This is a genomic window from Allobosea sp. ASV33, assembly GCF_016428755.1.
In the GTDB taxonomy this organism is placed as follows: Bacteria; Pseudomonadota; Alphaproteobacteria; order Rhizobiales; family Beijerinckiaceae; genus Allobosea.
The window spans coordinates 1-20,769 of the sequence record NZ_JAELTI010000041.1; the positions used below are offsets into that span (position 1 = coordinate 1).

The following is a 20,769-nucleotide window of genomic DNA, read 5'->3' on the forward strand; positions in this document are numbered from 1 at the left end:
CTGCGAGATCCATGTCCATCTTCTCGCCGAGGACGGGATGAGCCGCCGCGCCGCCTTGCTCGACCTGATGCCGGAAGCCAATCCGGAAGGCTGACGAGACCAGGCCGATATTCGACGGGACCTGAGCGTCATCCCGGACAAGCTGCGCAGCAGCGCCGATCCGGGATCCATCTTGGAACGACGAACTTTATGATGGATCCCGGGGCAAGCCCGGGACGATAAAGCGATTCCGAGAGCAGTTGGCAGCCCTATCCCGCCAGCGGCGGATGCGGCGCGCCAAGCCGTGGCGCGAGGTGCTGCGCCAACTCCGCCAGCACGGGGTCGAAGATGCCCATCTTGCGCAGATGCTCATGGGTCTGCAGCACATAATCCGGGTTTTCGCCGGACTGGCCCCGGCCCTCCCGAACGAGCTTGAGCAACTGCTCCGCCGGCAGCTTGCCGGCATATTGCAGGTGCGTGCGGTCGGCGACATAGACGATACCGCGCACCTGCCGGCCATCCTCCAGCTTCAGCGGCACATGCCGTTCGAGATAGACCGAGGTCGCCTGTTCGCGCGCCCGCAGATAGTCCACCGTCTCCTGCGCCCTCGAGGCCGCGACGCGGAAGGCAAGCCCGCGGCAGACCCCGCCGCGATCGAGCCCCAGCACCAGCCCCGGCCGCTCCGGCGTGCCGCGATGCACATGCGAGAACACGCAGAGCGAGCGGTGATAGCCGCGCAGGCGCGCCTGCACGCTTTCCTCGAAGGCGAAGCCCGGCCGCCAGATCAGCGAGCCATAGCCGAAGACCCAGAGATCCGTCGCGCCGAATTCGGTCGTCATCCTCATCCCATAATTTGGCCGCGCCGGCCTGCTTGCTTGAGCATCGCCCCGAAAAGCGGTACCCGCCTTTCGAGCAAATCCGGTGCCACGACAACGAGATAGGCCGCCCGCGAAAGCAACCCGGGCGATCTAACGATCCGCCCGCCCCTGCGCAAGGAACGCCTGCCGCATGACCGATCCCCTTCCGACGCGCCGCCGCAGCCGCTTCTGGCTTTACGGGCCCTTCATGCTGCTGGTCGTCCTCGCTGCCGGCTGGTCCGCCTTCTGGTTCTACGCCCGCGGCCGGATCGCGACCGAGATCGATACCGCATTGGCCCGCGAGGTCGAACGCGGCCGCACCTGGACCTGCACCGACCGCAGCATCGGCGGCTTCCCCTTCCGCATCGAGTTGCGCTGCACGGCGCTGAGCCTGACCTCGACACGCTGGGGCGATGCGGTCCGCGTCGAAACCGGCCCTGCGGTCGTGGTCGGCCAAGTCTATTCGCCCGGCCTCGTGATCCTGGAGGCTTCGAGCCCGGCAAAGGTCACGCTGCCCGAAGGCCGCGTGCTCGACCTGACCTGGAAGAATCTCGACGCCAGCTTCGCCTGGCGCAGCCCCGAGCGCTTCGCGCTCGTCGCCAGCGAACCGCGCGGCGTGCTGACCACGCCCGGCCTCACCACCGAGACCTGGGGCGCAGCCACCCTCGAAGCGCATTTGCGCCGCAACCCGACGCGCCCCGCCACCGATCAGGCCGTCGACATCGCCATCGCCGCCAAGGGCACGATCCTGCCGCCGATCGATGCCCTGCTCGGCAACACGGAGGCCGGCGAGATCGACCTGCAGGCGACGCTCACCCAGGCCGAGAACTTCCGCAAGGGCTTCAATCCCGACGCGCTCGAAAGCTGGCGCGCCGCCAACGGCACCTTCGAACTGACCCGCCTCGTCTCGACCAAGGGCAAGGCCCGCGTCGACGGCAGCGGCCAGCTCGCTCTCGACCCGCTGCACCGCGTCGCCGGCGATCTCCAGCTCGCGGCGGCCGGTATCGAGCAGATCGGCGGCCTGCGCATCGGCAACCTCCTGGGCGGCCTCGGCGGCATTTTGGGCGGACGCAGCAGCAATGCCGCAGCAGCGCCCGGCCTCACCACCTTGCCTCCGGTTTCGCTGCGCGAAGGCCGGGTCTTCATCGGCCCGTTCCGCTTGCCGCTCCAACCGCTGCCGCCGCTGTACTGAGGCATTCGCAGGCCGTCATGCTCGGGCTTGACCCGAGCATCTCCGGATACGGAGGCGCAGAGAACATGAAAGCTCCCGCGCCTCTCTCGGCATGAGCTTCTCGGGTCGACACTGCATGCCGCCCGAGAATGACGCGGATACGAAAAAGGGGCGCCTCGCGGCGCCCCTTTGAAACTCCAACAGGGAAACCAGGCTCAAGCCGCGGGCAGCGCCGCGCGCGGCGCCTCGATGCGGGTGATCGCCTTCTTCACGGCTTCCTGCACCTTCTCGAAGGCGCGGACCTCGATCTGGCGCACCCGCTCGCGCGACACGCCGAACTCCTCGGAGAGCTGCTCCAGCGTGATCGGATCCTCGGCCAGGCGGCGCGCCTCGAAGATGCGCCGCTCGCGCGGGTTCAGCACCTCCAGCGCCTCGCGCAGCGCCGAGTGGCGGTTATCAGCCTCCTCGGAATCGGCGAGGCGGCGCTCCTGGCTTTCCGAATCGTCGACCAGCCAGTCCTGCCATTCACCCTCGCCATCCTCACGGAGCGGCGTGTTGAGCGAGGCGTCGCCGCCGAGGCGGCGGTTCATATCGACCACATCCTGCTCGTTGACGCCGAGCTTGGTCGCGATCTGCTGGACCTGATCGGGGCGCAGATCGCCCTCGCCCAGCGCCGAGATCTTGCTCTTGGCCTTGCGCAGGTTGAAGAACAGCTTCTTCTGGTTCGCGGTGGTGCCCATCTTCACCAGCGACCACGAGCGCAGGATGTACTCCTGGATCGAGGCCTTGATCCACCACATCGCGTAGGTGGCGAGGCGGAAGCCCTTCTCGGGCTCGAAACGCTTGACCGCCTGCATCAGGCCGACATTGCCTTCCGAGACGACCTCGCCGATCGGCAGGCCGTAGCCGCGATAGCCCATGGCGATCTTGGCGACGAGGCGCAGGTGCGAGGTGACGAGCTTGTGCGCCGCATCGCGGTCGCCATGCTCGCGCCAGCGCTTGGCCAGCATGTATTCCTGGCTCGGTTCCAGCATCGGGAACTTGCGGATTTCATCGAGATAACGTGACAGCCCGCCTTCGGCGGACAGGACGGGCAGCGAAGCACTCGCCATGCTCGTTCTCCTCATAGAGGCCCCCGCTTGGCGGCAGGCCCTCCGCGCGATCAACCTTCGCGCAGGCTTCGGATCCGGCAAAACGATCCAACGCGGGAACCTGTCATCGGTTCGGTCGGAACGCTCGCTTGCGGCGCCCCCTTGGCCATCCGCATCCGAACAACCCCAGTATATGCGAACTCACTCTGGCGGAAAGGTGGCAAAACCGCCCATTTCGCTCACAGCCGCGCGAGCGCGGCTTGCAGATTCGCAAAATCCTCGGGCGGCTCGGATTCGAACAGCATCTCCTCGCCCGTCGCCGGATGCTCAAATCCGAGGATCGCGGCATGCAGCGCCTGCCGGCCGAGCGTAGCCAGCGCGGCCTGCGCATCCACCGGCAGACGCACCGCCTTGGTGGCGAAGCCCGAGCCGTAGAGCTGGTCGCCCAGCAGGGGATGGCCGATATGGCTCATATGCACGCGGATCTGGTGCGTGCGCCCGGTCTCCAGCCGGCATTCGATCAGGCTCGCCAGCGGCTCGGTCTCGTCGAGACCCTTCAGCAGCGGCGGATAGCGCTCGAGCAACTCGATATGCGTGATCGCCTCGCGCCCGCGCCCCTCCTTCACCACGGTCATCTTCTCGCGGTTGCGGGTGGAACGCTCGATCGGCGCATCGATCGTGCCTTCGCGCAGGCGCGGCACGCCCCAGGCGATCGCGAGATAGGCGCGCTGCAGCGGCCCGGTGCGGCCATGGTCGGCGAACTGCTTGGCGAGCTTCTGATGCGCCCGGTCGTTCTTGGCGACGACGAGCAGGCCGCTGGTATCCTTGTCGAGCCGGTGCACGATGCCGGGCCGCCGGACCCCGCCGATGCCGGACAGGCTCTCGCCGCAATGGGCGATCAGCGCATTGACCAGCGTGCCGTCCTCATGGCCACCGGCCGGGTGGACGACGAGTCCCGCCGGCTTGTCGATGACGATCAGGTGCTCGTCCTCGTAGACGACGTTGAGCGGGATATCCTGCCCGACAGGGTCGGCCGGCTTCGCCGCCGGCATGACCAGCGCGATCGTGTCGCCCTCGACCACCTTGCGGCTGCCATCGCTGAAGACGGCACCGTTGAGGCTGACCCCGCCTTCCTTGATGACCTGCTGCAGGCGCGCGCGCGAAATCTCGCCGGCAAGCAACGCGAGCGCCTTGTCCAGGCGCTGGCCGGCCTGCTCGGGGCCGACCGTCAGGGTGACGGTGGCGTTGGGATCGAGAATGGATGTCATCGCGCCGCTATAAGGCGCAAGTGCCCCGGCCGCACGCCTTTTCCGCAGTACACCGGTTCGCTCACCCGCTGTCATGCTCGGGCTTGACCCGAGCATCTCATGATACAGAGGCTCGGGCGCCTCTTCCTGAAAGAGATTCTCGGGTCTGCGCTTCGCTCCGCCCGAGAATGACGCTGGCGCCGGCTTACCCGAACAGCCTGAAGCCGCTCTTCTTCGGCTCCGGCGGCGGTTCCTCCTCCGGGCCCGGATCATCCGGCGCATGTGAGACCGGGAAGATCACCGGCTTGGGCGGCGTTGCCTCGCGCGCAGGTGCCGGCTTGGCCTCGGCCAGCTTGGCTTCGGCAGGCTTCGCAGGCTCGGCAACCACTTCCACCGGTTTCGGTTCGACGACCGGCTTCGGCTCCTCTTTCGGAACGGGCGGCGCCGCGGCCACGACCGGCTCCGGCTTCGGCTCTTCCTTCGCCACAGACGCGGGCGGAGGGACCGGCGGCGCAACGGCGGCAGGCTCGATCGTCGTGACGCTCTCGGCCTTCACCTCGATCAGCTTGGTCGAATCGTCGAGATCGGCCAGCACGTCGTCGACCGCTTGCGCCTTGCTGCCGAGCGTCGCCGGCGGCACCGTCCAGACGAAGGCGTCGAGCCGGCCGGTGATCGGCGAGACCGGCATCCAGTGATCGGAAACCAGCCCGTCCGCGACCCAGGCGGCATCGCGCGGCGCCCGCGTCGCCCGCGCCAGCCATTCCCGCACGCGACCGGCAGCGCCGTGCTCGGCGTCCTCCAGTTCGGCCATCAGCAGGCAGGCGCGCACCGAGGCACCGCCTGCCAGCAAGGGCTTCAGCGTCTCTCGCGCCTTCTGGAACTCGCGCGCCTGGATCGCAGCACCGGCCAGTGCCAGAACGCTTTCGGGGTCGGACGGGCGCAGCTTCGTCAGCGTGACCGCCCGGTTGAGGCGATCCAGCGCGCTGTCGCCCGGCCGCGCATCGAGATAGGCGGCGGCGATATCGGGATGCGGCGCATCCTTCCAGGCCGCTTCCAGCAGCTTCGACGCCTTGCGGACATCGCCCCGCTCGGCGAGCATCCGCCCGGCGAGCGCGGCGGCCGGCGTCAGGGCCGGCGCGAGCTTGACCGCTTCCAGAGCGGCGGCGAGCGCTTTCTCGGGCTCGTTGTCGCGCGCCTGCAGAGCCTCGGCCGCCAAGAGCACCGCGCGCTGGCGGCGCGCCTCGGCCTTGTCTGCGAGCCTGAGAGCGGCCCGGCGCTCGACGGCGGTGCGGGCCGAGGCCCAGTCGCCGGCCTGCGTGTGAAAATCGAGCAGGGCGTCATTGGCCCAGGCGAGCGAAGGCGAACGGCGCACCGCATCATCGGCGAAGGCACGCGCAGCGGTGACGTCGCCGCGCCGCTTGGCCTCGACGAAGAGCCCGCGCAGGCCGAGCACCCGCGTCTCGGATTTCTCCAGCATCGCCTTGAAGGCGGCCTCGGCCTGTGCCCGGTCACCGCTCAACTGCGCGGTCTGCGCTTCCAGCAGCAGGGTCAGCGGCTCGCCCGGCACAAAGCGGCGCGCCTCACCGGTATAGCGCCCGGCGGCGATGGGATCGCCCGCGCCGATCGCGACCATGCCGCGCGACACGGCCTCGAAGCCGCGCGCCCGGCGCCGCGCCCGCGAGGACAGGCTGAAGGCCGATGGCAGGCCGAAGACGAAGCGGACGATCGCCCAGGCCAGCAGGACGAGGAAGGCGAGCGCGACGACGCCGACCGCCGCCAGCGCGACGCTGGTCTCGATGCGGTAGCCCTGCCAGAGCACGGAAACCTCGCCCGGCCGATCGGCGAGCCAGACGGCGCCGAAGGCAAGGCAGGCGAAGACCGCGAGGTAGACGAGAACGCGAACCATGGAATTCTCAACCCTCCGTCAGCCGGCCACGCCGAGCGCCGCGACCGCATCCTGCGCGATTTTGGCGATCGCCGCATCCGCCGCGGCGCGTTTCTGCAGATCCGCGCCGAATTCCGCACTGGCACGGCGCGCCGGCTCCGGCAACTGGCCCCAGAGGGCTGCCGCCTTGATCATGTCCCCGGCCGCGATGGCGCTTTCCAGCCGGATCGGCAGCGTCGCCGGATCGGTCGAGCCGCTATCGCCGACCGGACGGACCGTGACGACGCGGCTCGCCAAGGCCAGCAGCTTGTCGCTCCAGCTATCGGAGGCCGGCATGACCTCGCGCTGGAACATCGCGCCATGTTTCCGGAAGCCGGCTTGCAGGGCCTCGCGTGTCGGCGCCCCGCCCGAAGAGACGGCCGCCAGGGCCGCGAGATCGGCCGGCGCCACGCCGCTCTTGGTCAGCGCCGGGATATCGCCGGCGAAGGGCCGCCCGCCGGCGAGCGCGCGCTGCACGCGCTCGGCCAGCACGATCCGCGCCGCCGCCATCGCCTCCGGGCTCGCACCTGCAGCCGCCTTCGCCTGTGTCTCGACGCTGCCGAGCCGCCCGGCGATCTGGTCGAGCCGCTGGCCGAAAGCTGCGGCTGCCGCCTCGGCGCGCTGAGCCTGGGCCGTAAAAGCGCTGGTATCTGCCGCGGGCGCATTACCGAGCGAAGCGAGCTTCGCCGTCACCGCCTGCAATTCGGAGCCCGCTTTCGCAGCCGCTTCGGTCGCAGCCGCAGCTTTGCGGTCGGCTGCAGCCGTGCCTGCCTGCAAGGCTTCGACCCGACTGCGCAGTTCGGCGATCGCCTCGGTGTTTCCTGCGGGAGCCGTCTTCGGGAGAACATAGGACACGAGCGCGCCGCCGATCACGCCGCCGACGAGCCCGGCTGCGGCAACCGCGAGCCAGGGAGTGCGGGCAGGCGCTTCACGTTCGCCGGGCGCGCGCGCCGGCTCGACCGGGGGCGCCGCGAATTCTTTCGGCAATGCCTCGGTCGGCGCCACCGCTTCCGGCGACGGCTTGCCGGCTGTGTCGTCCGCTGCCGGCTCCGTCGACGACGATACGACCTTGAGATCGACGGTCGGCGGCGTGCGCTGCAGGCTGCCCCGCGGCTCCGGGCGGGCTGCGTTCAGCAGATGCTCGCGCGCCGAGACCTGTTCCAGCGCCGCCAGCATCCCGGCTTCCTCCGGGTGTTCGGCGACCAGTATGGTGCTGGCGCCGGCCGAGATCAGGGGCGCGGCGACATCGGCCGAGAGCGCGACATGGGTCAGTTCGAGCGCCTCGTCGGCAACGCCGGCCGCCTGCGCCAGCGCGATGAAGGTTCGCGCCCCGCGCGCCGAATAATGCAGCGCCGCCCCGCCGCCGCCGTGCCGCAACGCGGCCTGCGTATCTTCGGGCAGGGCAGAGACCGGCTCGGCCGCATAGGCGGTCCAGAGCGTCACTGCGTAGCCGGCCTCGCGGAGGCGATCCGGCACGTCCTCCTTGCGGTCGCGCCCGGCGATCATCAGGAGCTTCGCGGGCGCCGGCAGCGTCCGCTTGATCAATTCGATCAGGTCGTTGCGGTCGCCATCGGCACTGCGGGTATCGTCGAGCCCGGCCTCGCGTACCCTGGCAGCCGTCCGGCTGCCGACGGTGAAGACCGGCAGGTCCCGCCACGTCGCCGGCCCGTCCGCCAGCGCCGGCACGCCGTTGCCGCTGGTCAGCACGAGCGCATCGAAGTCGCCCTCGGGCGCGGCGTCCGATAGGCGGACGACCTCGAAGAGCGGCGCGACGACCGGCTCGAAGCCGTGCTCGGCGATGGCGCGCGCCGTCCGTTCGGCATCGGGGCGGGGTCTAAAGACGAAGACGCGCATTCACAGCTCCTGACAAAACCGGCGGCGACCGCAGGACGATCCGCGAACCGTGCAGCATTCCGCGATCACGCTGCCGATCACGCTGCATTGAGGCGGAACAATGATCCTGCCCATGCCGTCTCCTTTTCCCGTTCCTGCCGTCACGATGGTCAAGGCAGCTCTTGGCCTTGCACCCCCTCGCGCACTATACGAAGGAATTGCCGGTACGAAACCGCCGGACGCCGTTCCTTGATCCTGATCCCTCATTCCGCGAGACAAGTCGACCGATCATGCGTGTACTGGGGATAGAGACGACCTGCGACGAAACGGCAGCCGCGATCGTCTCCGTCGAGCGTTCCGGCGAGAGCAAGATCCTGTCGAACGAGGTGCTGAGCCAGATCGCCGCACATGCCGCCTATGGCGGCGTGGTGCCTGAGATCGCGGCGCGCGCCCATGTCGAGGCGATCGATCGCATCATCGCCCGCGCCTTCGCCAATGCCGACATGAAGCCGGGCGATATCGATGCGGTCGCCGCCGCGGCCGGCCCCGGCCTCGTCGGCGGCGTCATGGTGGGCCTGACCGCCGGCAAAGCGATCGCGCTCGCCACCGGCAAGCCCTTCATCGCGATCAACCATCTCGAGGCTCATGCGCTGACCGCCCGCCTCACCGACGATCTCGCCTTTCCCTATTTGCTGCTGCTCGTCTCCGGCGGCCATACCCAATTGCTCGCCGTGCGCGGCGTCGGCGATTATCTCAAGCTCGGTGGCACGATCGACGATGCCGTCGGCGAGGCCTTCGACAAGATCGCCAAGATGCTCGCCCTGCCCTATCCCGGCGGCCCCTCGGTCGAGCGCGAAGCCGCCAAGGGCGACCCCGAGCGCTTCGATTTCCCGCGCCCGATGCAGGGCAGGCCGAGCCCGGATTTCTCGCTCTCGGGCCTCAAGACCGCCGTGCGCCTCGTCGCCGAGCGCATCGCGCCGCTCTCCGACAATGACGTGGCCGATCTGTGCGCCTCGTTCCAGGCGGCCGTCGTCGACGTGATGGTCGACCGCACCCGCGCCGGCCTGCGCGCCTGCCGCGAGGCCGGCATCACGCCCACGACCCTCGTCGTCGCCGGCGGTGTCGCCGCCAACCAGGCGATCCGCAGCGGGCTTAACCGTTTGGCCACCGAGGCCGGCCTGCCGATGGTCGCGCCGCCGCTCGCGCTCTGCGGCGACAATGGCGCGATGATCGCCTGGGCCGGGCTGGAGCGGCTGAGGCTCGGCCTCATCGACGACATGAGCGCAATCGCCCGCCCGCGCTGGCCGCTCGACGAACTCTCGCCCGCACCGTCGACCGCTGCATGAGCCCTCGCGCGGCCTATCAGAGCGTCGGCGTCGTCGGCGCCGGCTCTTACGGAACCGCGCTGGCGCTCGCCGCGGCCCGCGCCGGGCGAGACGTCCGGCTCTGGGCACGCGATGCTCAAACCATCGACGTCATCGAACAGACGCGGCAGGCGCCGCGCCTTCCCGGCATCGACCTGCCCGAAGGCATCCGTGCGACCGGCTCCCTCGCGGACCTCGCCGATTGCGACGCGCTGATCGTCGCCGTGCCGACGCAGGCCTTGCGATCGGCCTGTGAAAACCTTGCCGAAGTCCTGCCGCCGCGCGTGCCGGTGATCTCCGCCGCCAAGGGCATCGAACAGGCGAGCGGCCGCTTCGCCACCGAGATCATCGGTGAGGCATGGCCGGGCGTTGCCGCCGCGATCCTGTCCGGCCCAAGCTTCGCCGCCGATATCGGACGTGGGTTGCCGACGGCCGTGACGCTCGCGGCCGACAATCCCGATCTGGCGCAGGCCTTGGCCGAGGCACTGAGCTCGTCCGCCTTCCGCATCTACCATTCCACCGACATCCGCGGGGTCGAGATCGGCGGCGCGGCCAAGAACGTGCTCGCCATCGCAGCCGGCATCGCGGTCGGGCTCGGGCTTGGCGAAAGCGCCCGCGCCGCGCTGGTGGCGCGCGGCTTCGCCGAATTGCGCCGCTTCGGCGAGGCCTATGGCGCCGATGCGGAAACGCTGATGGGCCTCTCCGGCCTCGGCGATGTCGTGCTGAGCTGCGCCTCGCCACAATCGCGCAATTTCTCCTATGGTCTGGCACTCGGACAGGGCAAGAGCCCGGCCGAAGCGGCCGGCGGCAAGCTGGCCGAAGGCGCCTTCACCGCCCCGGCCCTCGTCGAGATGGCGCGTGCGAAAGCGGTCGAGACCCCGATCGCCGCGGCAGTGGCTGCAATCATCGCCGGCGATGTCGGCGTGCGCGATGCCGTTGCCGCATTGCTGGCGCGGCCGATCCGGGCGGAATGACGGAGGACAATATGGCGGGAGACTGGTCCGACCTGACGAAGCGCGTCGCGCGCGGCATCGCCGAGGTCAAGAAGACGACGGGCTCCGAGCTCGTCGCCGAGAGCGGCCCGGTGCCATTGGCCGGACGTATCGCGAGCCCGGTGATCCAGCATCGCCGCCGCAAAGCCGAGGGCACGCATCGCTTCGTGCTGATCCTGCCTTTCGGCGAGGGCGAGGTTCGCGTCGAGCTCGACCCCAAGGATTATGCCGCGCTGACCCGCGAGATGGTGCGATTCTGGAACGAACAGGGCGAGGCGGCCTCGCAGCCGCCGACGCCGCTCAAGGAGGACGAGGCCTGATGGCTCACTGGCTGATCAAATCCGAACCATCCGTCTGGTCCTGGGATGACCAGGTCAAGGCCGGCGCCAAGGGTACGCATTGGGACGGGGTGAAGAACCACACCGCCAAGCTCAACCTGATGGCGATGAAGCAGGGCGAGCAGGTCTTCTTCTACCATTCCAACGAGGGGCTGGAGGTCGTCGGCATCGTCGAGGTCGTCAGGGAAGCCTACCCTTGGGAAGATGCCGGGCCGCCCTGGGTCCTCGTCGATTTCAAGGCGGTGAAGCCGCTGCCGAAGCCCGTTTCGCTCGTTGCCGTCAAGGCCGAGCCGAAGCTCGCCAAGATGTCGCTCGTCACCTCCTTCCGCCTCTCGGTCCAGCCGGTGACGGATGAGGAATGGGACATCGTCTGCAAGATGGGCGGGCTTTAGAGCGCTCACCGATAGTAGTCGGCGAAGGGCGGATAGCCCGCCAGAGCGCGCGGCCGATAGGGCAACATCGCGTCGAGTATCGGCACGGCCGCGGCCTGCAGCCGCGGTTCAACGGAGACGGCCATCCGCGCCGGCTGCGGCTGAAAGACGTTCAGCACGAAATCCTCTCGCGTGCCCTCGCTCCAGGGCAGCCAGGAGGTCTTGCGCTCGTCATGCTGGCGGCCGAGCGCATCCGGCCGCAATTCTGCAATCAGCTTGGGCTCGACGACGAGGGGATGCGCGATGGCTTGCGCCTCAGCGATCATCCAGCCGAGCGACAGGTCGGAAAGCCCCATCTGCAGGCCATAGCCGCCGCCGATATCGGTATGCACACCGGCGAACCAGACCTGCCGGATCTGCCCCGGCGGTGCTGCGCTCTCGTCCCATAGCTCGGGCGCGAAGACCTGTCGGTTCTCGTCGATCGCCAGCACCTGGCGGCCATGGGCGACCTGCCGGTTGAGGATCGCATCATGGAACTTGTGACGGCCCGGCAGGCTGCCGATCCCCGGAAATCCAAGCGCCCTCACCGTATCCCAGACGCCGACGAAGAAGGGCGGCGCCGGCTGCGTGCCATGGCGCTGACGGAATGCCGCCGCGGCTTCGGCCCGCGCGGCGGCATCCTCGATCATGTAGACGTCCTTGACGGCGCTCGTGGCGAGGGCCCGCACCTCCTCCGCCTTAATCGCCTCGCTGAACCCGTCCCAGCGCGTCACCGCCGCGAAGCCGCCTGGAACACCGCAGAGCGCCAGCACCCCGCCGAGGCTGCGGACGGTGTAGGCTCCGCGGCTGAAGCCGAACAGGAAGACCCGGTCGCCCGGCCTGTAGGCGCAGAGCAGCGCCGCATAGCAATCGATGATGTTGTCGGTGATGCCGTAGCCGGTCGCCTGCGCCAGCAGATCCTTGATCCGCCGGAACGGCCCGCGAATCTCGCCCTCGTCCGGATTCGAGCCGAGGCCGGGATCATAGAAGCAGATTTGCCCGGCGGGGTCGGCCTCGCGCGTCGCCATGAACAGGCGATAGACATTCGTCCAGTTGATCGGGTTGGCGCCGCCGGCCTGTCCCGTCCCATCCGAGAAGATGCCGATATTGCGCGCCATGACGCCTCCCAGGGGCCTATCCTACCATTGGATGAGGCGATCCGGGGATGTTTTGGCGCTGCGCCATGCCCCGAGCGCCGGCCCCTGCCACGAAAGTGCGATGCACAATGGGTTGCCGCGCCGCGCGCGCAACCTATGATGCGTCGAAATCGAAGAAGCGACGTCCGCCGCGCCTACCCTTCAGGCGGACCAGCGCAACACAGACGGCCCAAGTCTGGGGAGACGCCCGAATGTCCGAGATCATCTACGACGTCCCGACCTCCTGGGCGAAGAAAGCCTGGGCGACCGACGCCAAGTACAAGAAAATGTACGCGGCCTCGATCAAGGATCCCGACAAGTTCTGGGGCGAGCACGGGCAGCGCATCGACTGGTTCAAGCCCTACACCAAGGTCAGGAACGCCAGCTACAAGCCGGGCAAGGTCTCGATCAAATGGTTCGAGGACGGCACGACCAACGTCGCCCATAACTGCATCGACCGGCATCTCGCCACCCGCGCCAAGCAGACGGCGATCATCTGGGAAGGCGACGACCCCTCCGAGTCGAAGAAGATCACCTACGGCCAGCTCTATACCGAGGTCTGCAAGTTCGCGAACGTCCTCAAGGCCAACGGCGTCAAGAAGGGCGACCGCGTCACCATCTACCTGCCGATGATCCCGGAAGCCGCCTATGCGATGCTGGCCTGCGCCCGCATCGGCGCGGTGCATTCGGTGGTGTTCGGCGGGTTCTCGCCGGATTCGCTGGCGAGCCGGATCGAGGATTCCGATTCGAAGATCGTCATCACTGCTGATGAAGGCCTGCGCGGTGGCCGCGCCGTGCCGCTCAAGAAGAACGTCGACAGCGCCGACGACAAGGTGAAGGGCGGCATCGGCACCGTCATCGTCGTCAAGCGCACCGGCGGCAACGTCACCATGAAGGAAGGCCGCGACCGCTGGTACCATGACGAGGCCGCCAAGGTCTCCGGCCATTGCCCCCCCGCCGAGATGAAGGCGGAGGATCCGCTCTTCCTGCTCTACACCTCGGGCTCGACCGGCAAGCCGAAGGGCGTGCTGCACACCACCGCCGGCTATCTCGTCTACACCGCGATCACCCACCAGTACGTCTTCGACTACCATGACGGCGACATCTACTGGTGCACCGCCGACGTGGGCTGGGTGACCGGCCACAGCTACATCCTCTACGGGCCGCTCGCCAACGGCGCGACCACGCTGATGTTCGAGGGCATCCCGACCTATCCGACGATCTCGCGCTTCTGGGAGGTCATCGACAAGCACAAGGTCAACACCTTCTACACCGCGCCGACCGCGATCCGCTCGCTGATGGGCGCCGGCGAGGAGCCGGTGAAGAAGACCAAGCGCAAGTCGCTGCGCCTGCTCGGCTCGGTCGGCGAGCCGATCAATCCGGAAGCCTGGGAGTGGTATCACCGCGTCGTCGGCGAGCGCCGCTGCCCGATCGTGGACACTTGGTGGCAGACCGAGACCGGCGGCATCCTGATCACGCCGCTGCCCGGCGCGACCCAGCTCAAGCCGGGCTCCGCGACGCGCCCCTTCTTCGGCGTCAAGCCCGAGATCGTCGATGCCGAGGGCAAGGTCCTGGAAGGCGCCTGCGAGGGCAACCTCGTCATCGCCGAGAGCTGGCCCGGCCAGATGCGCACGGTCTACGGCGACCACAAGCGCTTCGAGGAAACCTATTTCGCGACCTATCCGAACAAGTACTTCACCGGCGACGGCTGCCGGCGCGATGCCGACGGCTATTACTGGATCACCGGCCGCGTCGACGACGTCATCAACGTCTCCGGCCACCGCATGGGCACGGCCGAGGTCGAATCGGCGCTGGTCGCGCACCCTTCCGTCTCGGAGGCAGCTGTCGTCGGCTACCCGCACGACATCAAGGGCCAGGGCATCTATGCCTATGTCACGCTGATGAGCGGCGAGGAGCCGAGCGACACGCTGCGCAAGGAGCTCGTCGCCTATGTCCGCAACGAGATCGGCCCGATCGCCTCGCCGGACCTGATCCAGTTCGCGCCCGGCCTGCCCAAGACCCGCTCCGGCAAGATCATGCGCCGCATCCTGCGCAAGATCGCCGAGGACGAGTTCGGCGCGCTCGGCGACACCTCGACGCTGGCCGATCCCGCCGTCGTCGACGACCTCGTCGCCAACCGCCAGAACAAGCGCAAGGCGGGCTGACACGCCCGTTTCGGAGGGACATCGAAAACGGCCTGCCCGCATCTGCGCGCAGGCCATTTTCATGGGATCGGGCGCCAGCAGATGGGAACCGGAGCCGATATCGAGGGTTCGCAACGCCGCAGGCCTGCGCTAGACCATGCTCATGCCGCGTTCATCGCATGTCCTGATAATGACGTAACGTTCGGCTGACCGAGATCGGAACCCGCGCCTGATGACGACGATCAAGACCGCATCGACCGCCACCCTGGCACGCGCCGCCGCCCTGCTGCCTCTGCTGGCGCTGACGGCCTGCGCCGGCTCGCAGCGCTTCGACGGGCCGGTGATGAACCAGCCCTCCTACAGCCAGCCCCTGCCCTCCGCGCCGCCGATCAGCTCGGCCCCGATCACCTCGGAGCCTCTGCCGCCGCCGGGCGGCTATCCCGCTGCGCCGCCCCAGGCCGGGGGCTATCCTGTCGCGGGTGCCCCGCAGGGCGGCGCCCTGCCCCCGCCCCAGGACCCGTTCTTCGATCCCAATGCCGGGGCCGCACCGCAAGGCCAGCCGCAGGGCCTGCCCCCGGCCGGCCAGCCGGGGCAGGACCCAGGCCTGCGCGGCAGCAACAATCAGGTCGCGGGCCTCGGCCCGGCACCCGCGGCAGCGCCGCGCCCCTCGGCCAGCCGGGACGGCATGGTCGGCGGCTGGACGGCTCGCGAGGCGACCGGGGGAACCTGCCGGGTGCAATTGTCGAGCAGCCCGACGCTCGATCTCTACCGCGCCTCCTCGTCCGGCTGCGCCAACAAGGATCTGCAGAAGATTTCGGCCTGGGATTTCCGGGATGGCGAGGTCTATCTCTACCAGCAGGGCGGCACGGTCGCGGCCCGGCTGCGCAGCTCCGGCTCCGGCGCGCTCGACGGCGCGGTCACCAAATCCGGCGCCTCGCTGTCGCTGAACCGGTAGAGGCTAAGCCAGCTGCGTCATGGCCGGGCTCGTCCCGGCCATTCACGTCTTCGTCGATGAAGGCCTGTGTTCAAGGCGTGGATGCTCGCCACAAGGGCGAGCATGACGGTGGTTAGGCCGGCACAGAGGCCGTGAGTTCGAGGCTCAAGCTCCGAAGGTCCGGGCCAGCAGCGTGCTCGGCCAGAAGCTCTTCTGGATCGACAGGGCCATCGTCGCGAAGCCCTTGGCGTTGTCGAGCGCCTCGTCGAGGATCGTGAAGGGCGTCGCAGCCCCGGTCGCGATCACGCCCTCGACATCGGCATAGCCGCCGACGAGATCGGCCTCGAACTTCGCGGCGAGCCGGCGCATCGCCGTATTCTCCGGCAGGCAGGTCAGATAGAGCGTGCGGACACCGCGATTGCGCGCCGCCGTGATCAGCCGGCCGAACAGTTGCGAACCGACCCCACGGCGCCGCCACGGCGTCTCGACGCTGAACGCAGCCTCGCCGGTCAGCGCGATGATGTCGTCGAGGCCGCGCAATTCGGCCGCCCCGCGCACCACGCCGTCGACGACATAGGCATAGACCAGGCCGCCGACATTGAATGTCGTCCTGGCATAGGATTCGAGGAACTCGTCATTCACCGCCGTGCCGAAGCGCTGGTGGCGCGTCACGGGGTCGAGCCTGAGCAGATGCTCTCTGAACAGATCGCGCTCCGTCGGCCACAGCCGCCGGATCACGCCATCGCCGGCTCTTTTGCCGGATTGTCGCGAACGGACCAATTGTCATCTCCTGAACTGCGCAAGTGCCGCGCTAACCGACCAGGAGGCGTTGTCTTCCCTAACTCGGCACAGACATCGTACTGTCGGCGCGCGATTGCAAGAGCGCGACCTGCGGCATTTTCGCCGACCCAGCGGAAAAATCGAGCGATAACCGCGCAGTTACATGCACCACATGCATGACAAAGGCCTCATGTGACGTTAGGTAGGGCAACCGAAAAAACCACTATTGCGCCGTAAAATGGCGTGCAATAATTTCGCGTTGACCCCGATGACGGCACGCCCGGCATGCGCTAAGTTGCGTGCTCCCGGTCACTCATATTTGAAGATCCATGTTCGATCGTCGCAAGCCTCCCGCTGCTCAGCCTTTCGTCACGCACGAAAACATTGAAGCCAAGGTCAAGTGGTTCGACCCCGAGAAGGGGTTCGGTTTCGCATCGCCCTCCGACGGTTCGGGCGATGTCTTCTTGCATGTCTCGGCCATCGGCCCGCTCGATCAGCAGGACCTGCTGCCCGGCGCGACGATCGTTGCCGATCTCGGCGAAGGTCGCCGCGGCCTTCAGGTCGTCGCTGTCCATGAGATCGACGCCTCGACGGCGACGCAGACCGCGCCGGCACCCCGCGCTTTCTCGCCCCGTCCTCCGCGCGATGATTTCGGCGGTGGCGGCGGCTATGGCGATCGGGATCGCGGCGGCTTCGGTGGCGACCGCGGTGGCTACGGCGGCGGGGATCGCGGCGGCTTCGGCGGCGGCGATCGCGGCCCGCGCGGCGGCGGCTTCCAGGATCGCAACAGCGGCCCGGTCGAAGGCCCCTATGACGGCGCCGTGAAGTTCTTCAACTCGGACCGCGGCTTCGGCTTCATCGCCCCCGACAAGGGCGGCCCGGACGTGTTCCTGCACGTCTCGTCGCTGGGCCGCAGCGGCCTGCAGCCGCCGATGGACGGGCAGCGCGTGCGCTTCTCGATCCGCACCGGCCGCAAGGGTCCGGAAGCTGCCGACGTCAGCTTCATCTGATCGCCCGCAGCTTCGCTGAAATAACGAAGGCCCGCCATCCGGCGGGCCTTTTCTTTTGGCATGACCGAAACGACGGGAGGCGCGCCGCCGGAGCGGCGCAACTCAACCGCCTCAGTGCTCGTGGTCGTCGCCTTCCAGACCGCCGATATGCTTCTGGGTGTAGAGTTCGATACCGACGCGCGCGATCAGGTCGAGCTGCGTCTCGAGGAAGTCGATATGGCCTTCCTCATCCTTCATCAGGGCCTTGAACAAGTCCTCGGACGGGTAATCGCCGACCTCGCGGCAATATTTCGCCGCTTCCTGATAGAGCGAGCGGGCCTCCACCTCGGCCTTGAGATCGCACTCGATCACTTCCTTGACGGTCTCGCCGATGCGGAGCTGGTCGAGCGTCTGCAGGTTCGGGAAGCCTTCGAGGAAGAGAATGCGGTCGACGAAGCGGTCGGCATGGACCATCTCCTCGATCGATTCCTTCTTCCAGGTCTTGGCCATCTCCTTCAGGCCCCAGTTGTCTAGCATGCGATAATGCAGCCAGTACTGGTTGATGGCGGTGAGCTCCGAGCGCAGCCCCTTGTTGAGATACTCGATAACCTTCTTATCGCCCTTCATCGGGTGCACTCCGCAATCTACATTAGAATAATACTAATGTAGACGGGCTTCTTCCGGAAGTGAAGGGGTAAAAAGCGGTCCTACCGCTTTTGATCGGGCCGCCATGGGAGCGCCGGCCTCAGGCCGCCACGCTCTCCTCGCCGAACTCGATCCCGTCGAGCATGCGCCCGACGGAGACATGCACGGCGCATTCGATCTCGCGGCTGGCGCAACTGCCGCATTGCGTCGCGCAGACCGCGCGAGCCTCGGCCAGCAAGGCCCGAACCTCACGCGCGCAACGTCCGCAATCCGGGCTGCAGCCCAGACAGTCATAGACCTCGCCGGCCGTCCGGGGGCCGCTGCCGTCGGCAGCAATCGTGCCCTTGATCTGGCCGCAGGACAGGACGTTGCAGGAGCAGACGATCACGCGTGGTGGCCCACCACCCGCTTCGTCTCGATTTCCTCGCCATCGGCGCTGCGCAGACGGACGATGACCTCGACCGAGGAGATCACCATGCCCTCGGGCGCATCCGGCAGGCCGGCGACCTGGATCATCGAGCCCGGGATATCGGTGACGGTCTCGTCGTCCTCGTTGTAGAAATGGTGGTGCTCCGACACGTTGGTGTCGAAGAAGGTCTTGGGGCCGGAGACCGAGACCTGGCGCAGCAGGCCGGCTTCCGAGAACTGGCGCAGCGTGTTGTAGACGGTCGCGAGCGAGAGCGGCTCGCGGGCCCGCAGCGCCTCCTCGTAGAGCATCTCGGCACTGACATGGCGGTCGCCCTTGGCGAAGAGCAGCCAGCCCAAAGCCATGCGCTGGCGCGTCGGGCGCAGGCCCGCCGTCCGCAGGCGCGCCTTCACGGCGCTGATCGGACAGCTCGTCGGGTTTTTCTGCGGCCACGGGATATGATCGCCCGCCACGGGCTTGTGATCCTGAGCCTTGCTCGCCAGAACGCTCATCGTAACGCCTTCCACACGCCGAACCTCGGCAGCGTAGTTTAGAAAACATCTAAACTACTGATATTGTTATCATATTTGGCAAACCATCAGCCGAATGTCAATCTTCGCGCCTGCGACAACGGGCAGCGCCCACAGCACATCGCCGTGAATGCCGCGCTTTTCGATGCGTGGGGGATGCATGAAAGCGCAGCCAAAACCGACGGAGGCCGCGGCAAACGCAGGGCAAGCCTAGTGGCCGCCCCCTCCGGCGCCCGCGACAGGCTTCGGCGGCTTGCTCAGGAACAGCGACATCAGGACCAGGCTGCCGAAGATCACCGTCAGGCCGATGAAGACGTCGCCGAAGGCCATGACCAGCGCCTGCTTACGAACGCGCTGGTTGACCAGGGCCAGCGCCATGGTCTGCGCCGCATCGCCGTAGTCGATGAAGCGCTGCGCCGTGTTGGCGATCGCCTCCTCCGCCACCTGCCGGCCGGCCACGACCATCTCGTGCAGCCGGGTGATGTGCAGGTCCGTGCGCGTGTTCAGCAGCGTGTTGATGATGGCGAGCCCGACGGCACCGCCGAGATTGCGCGTGAGATTGTAGAGGCCCGACGCGTTCTTGAGCTGCTGCGGCGGCAGAGAGCCCAGCGCGACATTGTTGATCGGAACCATGCACAGCATGAGCGAGCAGCCGCGCAGCACCTGCGGGATCAGGAGCTCGTAGAAATCCCAATCGGAGGTGATGAAGGAGGCCCACCATGTGCCGACGGCGAAGCCGCCGAAACCGATCATCATCATGATGCGCGGATCGAGCTTGGCCGAGAGCCGCCCGGCGACCGGCGCCGTGAAGAACATGCACAGGCCGGTGACGAACATCGTCTCGCCGATCATCAGCGCGTCATAGCCACGGATGCGCCCGAGATAGACCGGGTAGAGATAGGTCAGGCCGTAGAGGCCGATGCCCATGCAGAACGAGAACAGCGAGCCGAAGGCGAAGTTGCGGTTCCTGAAAGCGTAAAGATCGACCAGCGGATCGTCGCGCGTCAGCGCCCGCCAGAAGAACAGCACCGCGCCGAAGACCATGACGACCGAGAAGAACACGATTTCATGGCTCTGGAACCAGTCCAGCCGCGTCCCCTCCTCCAGCACATATTCGAGGCTGCCGAGAAAGGCGGCCATGCCGGCAAGCCCTAGCCAATCGAAGCGCTTGATCAGGCTGTGGTCCGGCTTGTCGAAATCGATCAGCGTCCAGGCGGCGATGGTCACGCCGATGCCGGGCACCACGTTGACGAGGAACAGCCAATGCCAGGAGAAGGCATGGCTGAGATAGCCGCCGACGGTCGGGCCGATGGTCGGCGCCAGCGTCGCGACGAGGCCGATCAAGGGCGAGACGACCGGCCGCTTCGACGGCGGGAAGATCGTGAAGGCCGCGGCGAAGACACCGGGGATCATGCCGCCGCCGATGAAGCCCTGCACCGCCCGCCACAGGATCATCTCGTTGATCGAGGAGGCCTGGGCGCAGAGCACGCTGGAGATGGTGAAGCCCGCGGCCGCGATCGAGAAGAACACCCGCGTCGACAGCGCCCGGCTGAGATAGCCCGACAGCGGGATCATGATGACTTCGGCGATCAGATAGGCCGTCTGGACCCAGGCGATCTCGTCAGATGAAGCCGACAGGCCGGCCTGGATTTCGGCGAGCGAAGCCGAGACGATCTGGATGTCGAGGATCGCCATGAACATGCCGAAGACCATCGCCATGAAGGCGAAGATCCGGCGAAGCGGGATGGCGTCTTCGGCGGGCTTGGCGCCGGCGCCCGGATTCAGGGTCGCGGTGGCCATGGCGGCCTACCTTTCCTCGGGGTGTCATCCCGTGCGCGCTGCGGCATGGGAATGCCGCTGCGCAGACACGGGACCGTCATCAGAAAGAGGCGCCCTCACAGCGGCGGGAGCCGGTAGCTTCTCGTCTCGCGGTCCAGCATCTGCGCAACAGCACGTCGTGCCGCAGAGCGTGCGGGATGACCCGCTTCATCAATGGCGC

At 67.7% G+C, this 20,769-nt stretch carries 19 protein-coding genes; 8 read left to right on the forward strand and 11 right to left on the reverse strand.

Annotated elements, in window-relative coordinates; all coding sequences use genetic code 11:
* Positions 1-248 precede the first annotated feature (248 nt).
* Positions 249-818 (reverse strand): gamma-glutamylcyclotransferase, encoded by a 570-nt coding sequence (locus tag JHD80_RS13805; protein ID WP_199088201.1) that lies wholly within the window; start codon positions 816-818, stop codon positions 249-251.
* Between the two features lie 169 nt (positions 819-987).
* On the opposite strand from JHD80_RS13805, the gene JHD80_RS13810 reads away from it, so the two are divergent.
* Entirely contained in the window at positions 988-2,028 is a 1,041-nt protein-coding gene (locus JHD80_RS13810) for a DUF2125 domain-containing protein (RefSeq protein ID WP_199088203.1), read from the forward strand.
* A gap of 194 nt (positions 2,029-2,222) precedes the next feature.
* On the opposite strand, the gene rpoH is transcribed toward JHD80_RS13810, so the two are convergent.
* From rpoH to JHD80_RS13830, 4 genes are all read right to left on the reverse strand, one after another.
* Entirely contained in the window at positions 2,223-3,119 is an 897-nt protein-coding gene (rpoH, locus tag JHD80_RS13815) for an RNA polymerase sigma factor RpoH (RefSeq protein ID WP_199088205.1), read from the reverse strand.
* A 218-nt stretch (positions 3,120-3,337) separates the two neighbouring features.
* Positions 3,338-4,366, reverse strand: a complete 1,029-nt coding sequence (locus tag JHD80_RS13820; RefSeq protein ID WP_199088206.1) for an RluA family pseudouridine synthase — start codon at positions 4,364-4,366, stop codon at positions 3,338-3,340.
* Positions 4,367-4,550: 184 nt separating this feature from the next.
* Positions 4,551-6,251: a heme biosynthesis protein HemY gene (locus JHD80_RS13825; RefSeq protein ID WP_199088208.1), complete on the reverse strand. Its 1,701-nt coding sequence runs from the start codon at positions 6,249-6,251 to the stop codon at positions 4,551-4,553.
* 18 nt (positions 6,252-6,269) lie between these two features.
* A complete protein-coding gene (locus JHD80_RS13830; protein WP_199088216.1) occupies positions 6,270-8,123 on the reverse strand; it encodes a uroporphyrinogen-III synthase in 1,854 nt (617 codons plus the stop codon).
* A 269-nt stretch (positions 8,124-8,392) separates the two neighbouring features.
* Here JHD80_RS13830 and tsaD point away from each other — a divergent pair, with 269 nt between their 5' ends.
* From tsaD to JHD80_RS13850, 4 genes are read left to right on the forward strand one after another with little or no spacing between them, the layout of a single operon-like run.
* Positions 8,393-9,448, forward strand: coding sequence for a tRNA (adenosine(37)-N6)-threonylcarbamoyltransferase complex transferase subunit TsaD (gene tsaD, locus JHD80_RS13835; RefSeq protein ID WP_199088222.1), 1,056 nt, complete (start codon positions 8,393-8,395; stop codon positions 9,446-9,448).
* Positions 9,445-10,440, forward strand: a complete 996-nt coding sequence (locus JHD80_RS13840) for an NAD(P)H-dependent glycerol-3-phosphate dehydrogenase (RefSeq protein ID WP_199088224.1) — start codon at positions 9,445-9,447, stop codon at positions 10,438-10,440. Before tsaD ends, JHD80_RS13840 begins: the two co-directional genes overlap by 4 nt.
* Complete coding sequence (locus JHD80_RS13845; protein ID WP_199088226.1) at positions 10,437-10,778, forward strand: hypothetical protein; 342 nt, start codon at positions 10,437-10,439, stop codon at positions 10,776-10,778. The genes JHD80_RS13840 and JHD80_RS13845 overlap by 4 nt, the downstream gene beginning before the upstream one ends.
* The gene (locus tag JHD80_RS13850) at positions 10,778-11,188 is read left to right on the forward strand and encodes an EVE domain-containing protein (protein ID WP_199088235.1); all 411 of its coding nucleotides are present in this window, start codon (positions 10,778-10,780) and stop codon (positions 11,186-11,188) included. The genes JHD80_RS13845 and JHD80_RS13850 overlap by 1 nt, the downstream gene beginning before the upstream one ends.
* 5 nt (positions 11,189-11,193) lie before the next feature.
* On the opposite strand, the gene JHD80_RS13855 is transcribed toward JHD80_RS13850, so the two are convergent.
* Entirely contained in the window at positions 11,194-12,324 is a 1,131-nt protein-coding gene (locus JHD80_RS13855) for a DUF2235 domain-containing protein (protein WP_199088237.1), read from the reverse strand.
* Between the two features lie 230 nt (positions 12,325-12,554).
* Here JHD80_RS13855 and acs point away from each other — a divergent pair, with 230 nt between their 5' ends.
* Together acs and JHD80_RS13865 are read left to right on the forward strand one after the other, a co-directional pair.
* Positions 12,555-14,507: an acetate--CoA ligase gene (gene acs, locus JHD80_RS13860; RefSeq protein ID WP_199088239.1), complete on the forward strand. Its 1,953-nt coding sequence runs from the start codon at positions 12,555-12,557 to the stop codon at positions 14,505-14,507.
* Positions 14,508-14,718: 211 nt separating this feature from the next.
* The gene (locus JHD80_RS13865; protein WP_199088241.1) at positions 14,719-15,441 is read left to right on the forward strand and encodes an AprI/Inh family metalloprotease inhibitor; all 723 of its coding nucleotides are present in this window, start codon (positions 14,719-14,721) and stop codon (positions 15,439-15,441) included.
* 144 nt (positions 15,442-15,585) lie between these two features.
* On the opposite strand, the gene JHD80_RS13870 is transcribed toward JHD80_RS13865, so the two are convergent.
* A complete protein-coding gene (locus tag JHD80_RS13870) occupies positions 15,586-16,200 on the reverse strand; it encodes a GNAT family N-acetyltransferase (RefSeq protein ID WP_199088243.1) in 615 nt (204 codons plus the stop codon).
* Between the two features lie 329 nt (positions 16,201-16,529).
* On the opposite strand from JHD80_RS13870, the gene JHD80_RS28700 reads away from it, so the two are divergent.
* On the forward strand, positions 16,530-17,210 hold the full coding sequence (locus JHD80_RS28700; RefSeq protein WP_282568392.1) for a cold-shock protein: 681 nt from the start codon (positions 16,530-16,532) through the stop codon (positions 17,208-17,210).
* 111 nt (positions 17,211-17,321) lie between these two features.
* Here JHD80_RS28700 and bfr read toward each other — a convergent pair whose 3' ends face one another.
* The 4 genes from bfr to JHD80_RS13900 form a co-directional block, all read right to left on the reverse strand.
* Positions 17,322-17,816, reverse strand: coding sequence for a bacterioferritin (bfr, locus tag JHD80_RS13885; RefSeq protein ID WP_199088251.1), 495 nt, complete (start codon positions 17,814-17,816; stop codon positions 17,322-17,324).
* A 118-nt stretch (positions 17,817-17,934) separates the two neighbouring features.
* Positions 17,935-18,222 (reverse strand): (2Fe-2S)-binding protein, encoded by a 288-nt coding sequence (locus tag JHD80_RS13890; protein WP_199088259.1) that lies wholly within the window; start codon positions 18,220-18,222, stop codon positions 17,935-17,937.
* On the reverse strand, positions 18,219-18,752 hold the full coding sequence (gene irrA, locus JHD80_RS13895) for an iron response transcriptional regulator IrrA (protein WP_199088260.1): 534 nt from the start codon (positions 18,750-18,752) through the stop codon (positions 18,219-18,221). Before irrA ends, JHD80_RS13890 begins: the two co-directional genes overlap by 4 nt.
* A gap of 228 nt (positions 18,753-18,980) precedes the next feature.
* A complete protein-coding gene (locus tag JHD80_RS13900; RefSeq protein ID WP_199088262.1) occupies positions 18,981-20,570 on the reverse strand; it encodes a DHA2 family efflux MFS transporter permease subunit in 1,590 nt (529 codons plus the stop codon).
* Positions 20,571-20,769 lie beyond the last annotated feature (199 nt).

What these genes read in the sequence shown, in the direction of transcription:
- JHD80_RS13805 (WP_199088201.1), bottom strand. Translation starts at nt 818, where the DNA reads ATGACGACCGAATTCGGCGCGACGGATCTCTGGGTCTTCGGCTATGGC.
- JHD80_RS13810 (WP_199088203.1), top strand. Translation starts at nt 988, where the DNA reads ATGACCGATCCCCTTCCGACGCGCCGCCGCAGCCGCTTCTGGCTTTAC.
- rpoH (WP_199088205.1), bottom strand. Translation starts at nt 3,119, where the DNA reads ATGGCGAGTGCTTCGCTGCCCGTCCTGTCCGCCGAAGGCGGGCTGTCA.
- JHD80_RS13820 (WP_199088206.1), bottom strand. Translation starts at nt 4,366, where the DNA reads ATGACATCCATTCTCGATCCCAACGCCACCGTCACCCTGACGGTCGGC.
- JHD80_RS13825 (WP_199088208.1), bottom strand. Translation starts at nt 6,251, where the DNA reads ATGGTTCGCGTTCTCGTCTACCTCGCGGTCTTCGCCTGCCTTGCCTTC.
- JHD80_RS13830 (WP_199088216.1), bottom strand. Translation starts at nt 8,123, where the DNA reads ATGCGCGTCTTCGTCTTTAGACCCCGCCCCGATGCCGAACGGACGGCG.
- tsaD (WP_199088222.1), top strand. Translation starts at nt 8,393, where the DNA reads ATGCGTGTACTGGGGATAGAGACGACCTGCGACGAAACGGCAGCCGCG.
- JHD80_RS13840 (WP_199088224.1), top strand. Translation starts at nt 9,445, where the DNA reads ATGAGCCCTCGCGCGGCCTATCAGAGCGTCGGCGTCGTCGGCGCCGGC.
- JHD80_RS13845 (WP_199088226.1), top strand. Translation starts at nt 10,437, where the DNA reads ATGACGGAGGACAATATGGCGGGAGACTGGTCCGACCTGACGAAGCGC.
- JHD80_RS13850 (WP_199088235.1), top strand. Translation starts at nt 10,778, where the DNA reads ATGGCTCACTGGCTGATCAAATCCGAACCATCCGTCTGGTCCTGGGAT.
- JHD80_RS13855 (WP_199088237.1), bottom strand. Translation starts at nt 12,324, where the DNA reads ATGGCGCGCAATATCGGCATCTTCTCGGATGGGACGGGACAGGCCGGC.
- acs (WP_199088239.1), top strand. Translation starts at nt 12,555, where the DNA reads ATGTCCGAGATCATCTACGACGTCCCGACCTCCTGGGCGAAGAAAGCC.
- JHD80_RS13865 (WP_199088241.1), top strand. Translation starts at nt 14,719, where the DNA reads ATGACGACGATCAAGACCGCATCGACCGCCACCCTGGCACGCGCCGCC.
- JHD80_RS28700 (WP_282568392.1), top strand. Translation starts at nt 16,530, where the DNA reads ATGTTCGATCGTCGCAAGCCTCCCGCTGCTCAGCCTTTCGTCACGCAC.
- bfr (WP_199088251.1), bottom strand. Translation starts at nt 17,816, where the DNA reads ATGAAGGGCGATAAGAAGGTTATCGAGTATCTCAACAAGGGGCTGCGC.
- irrA (WP_199088260.1), bottom strand. Translation starts at nt 18,752, where the DNA reads ATGAGCGTTCTGGCGAGCAAGGCTCAGGATCACAAGCCCGTGGCGGGC.
- JHD80_RS13900 (WP_199088262.1), bottom strand. Translation starts at nt 20,570, where the DNA reads ATGGCCACCGCGACCCTGAATCCGGGCGCCGGCGCCAAGCCCGCCGAA.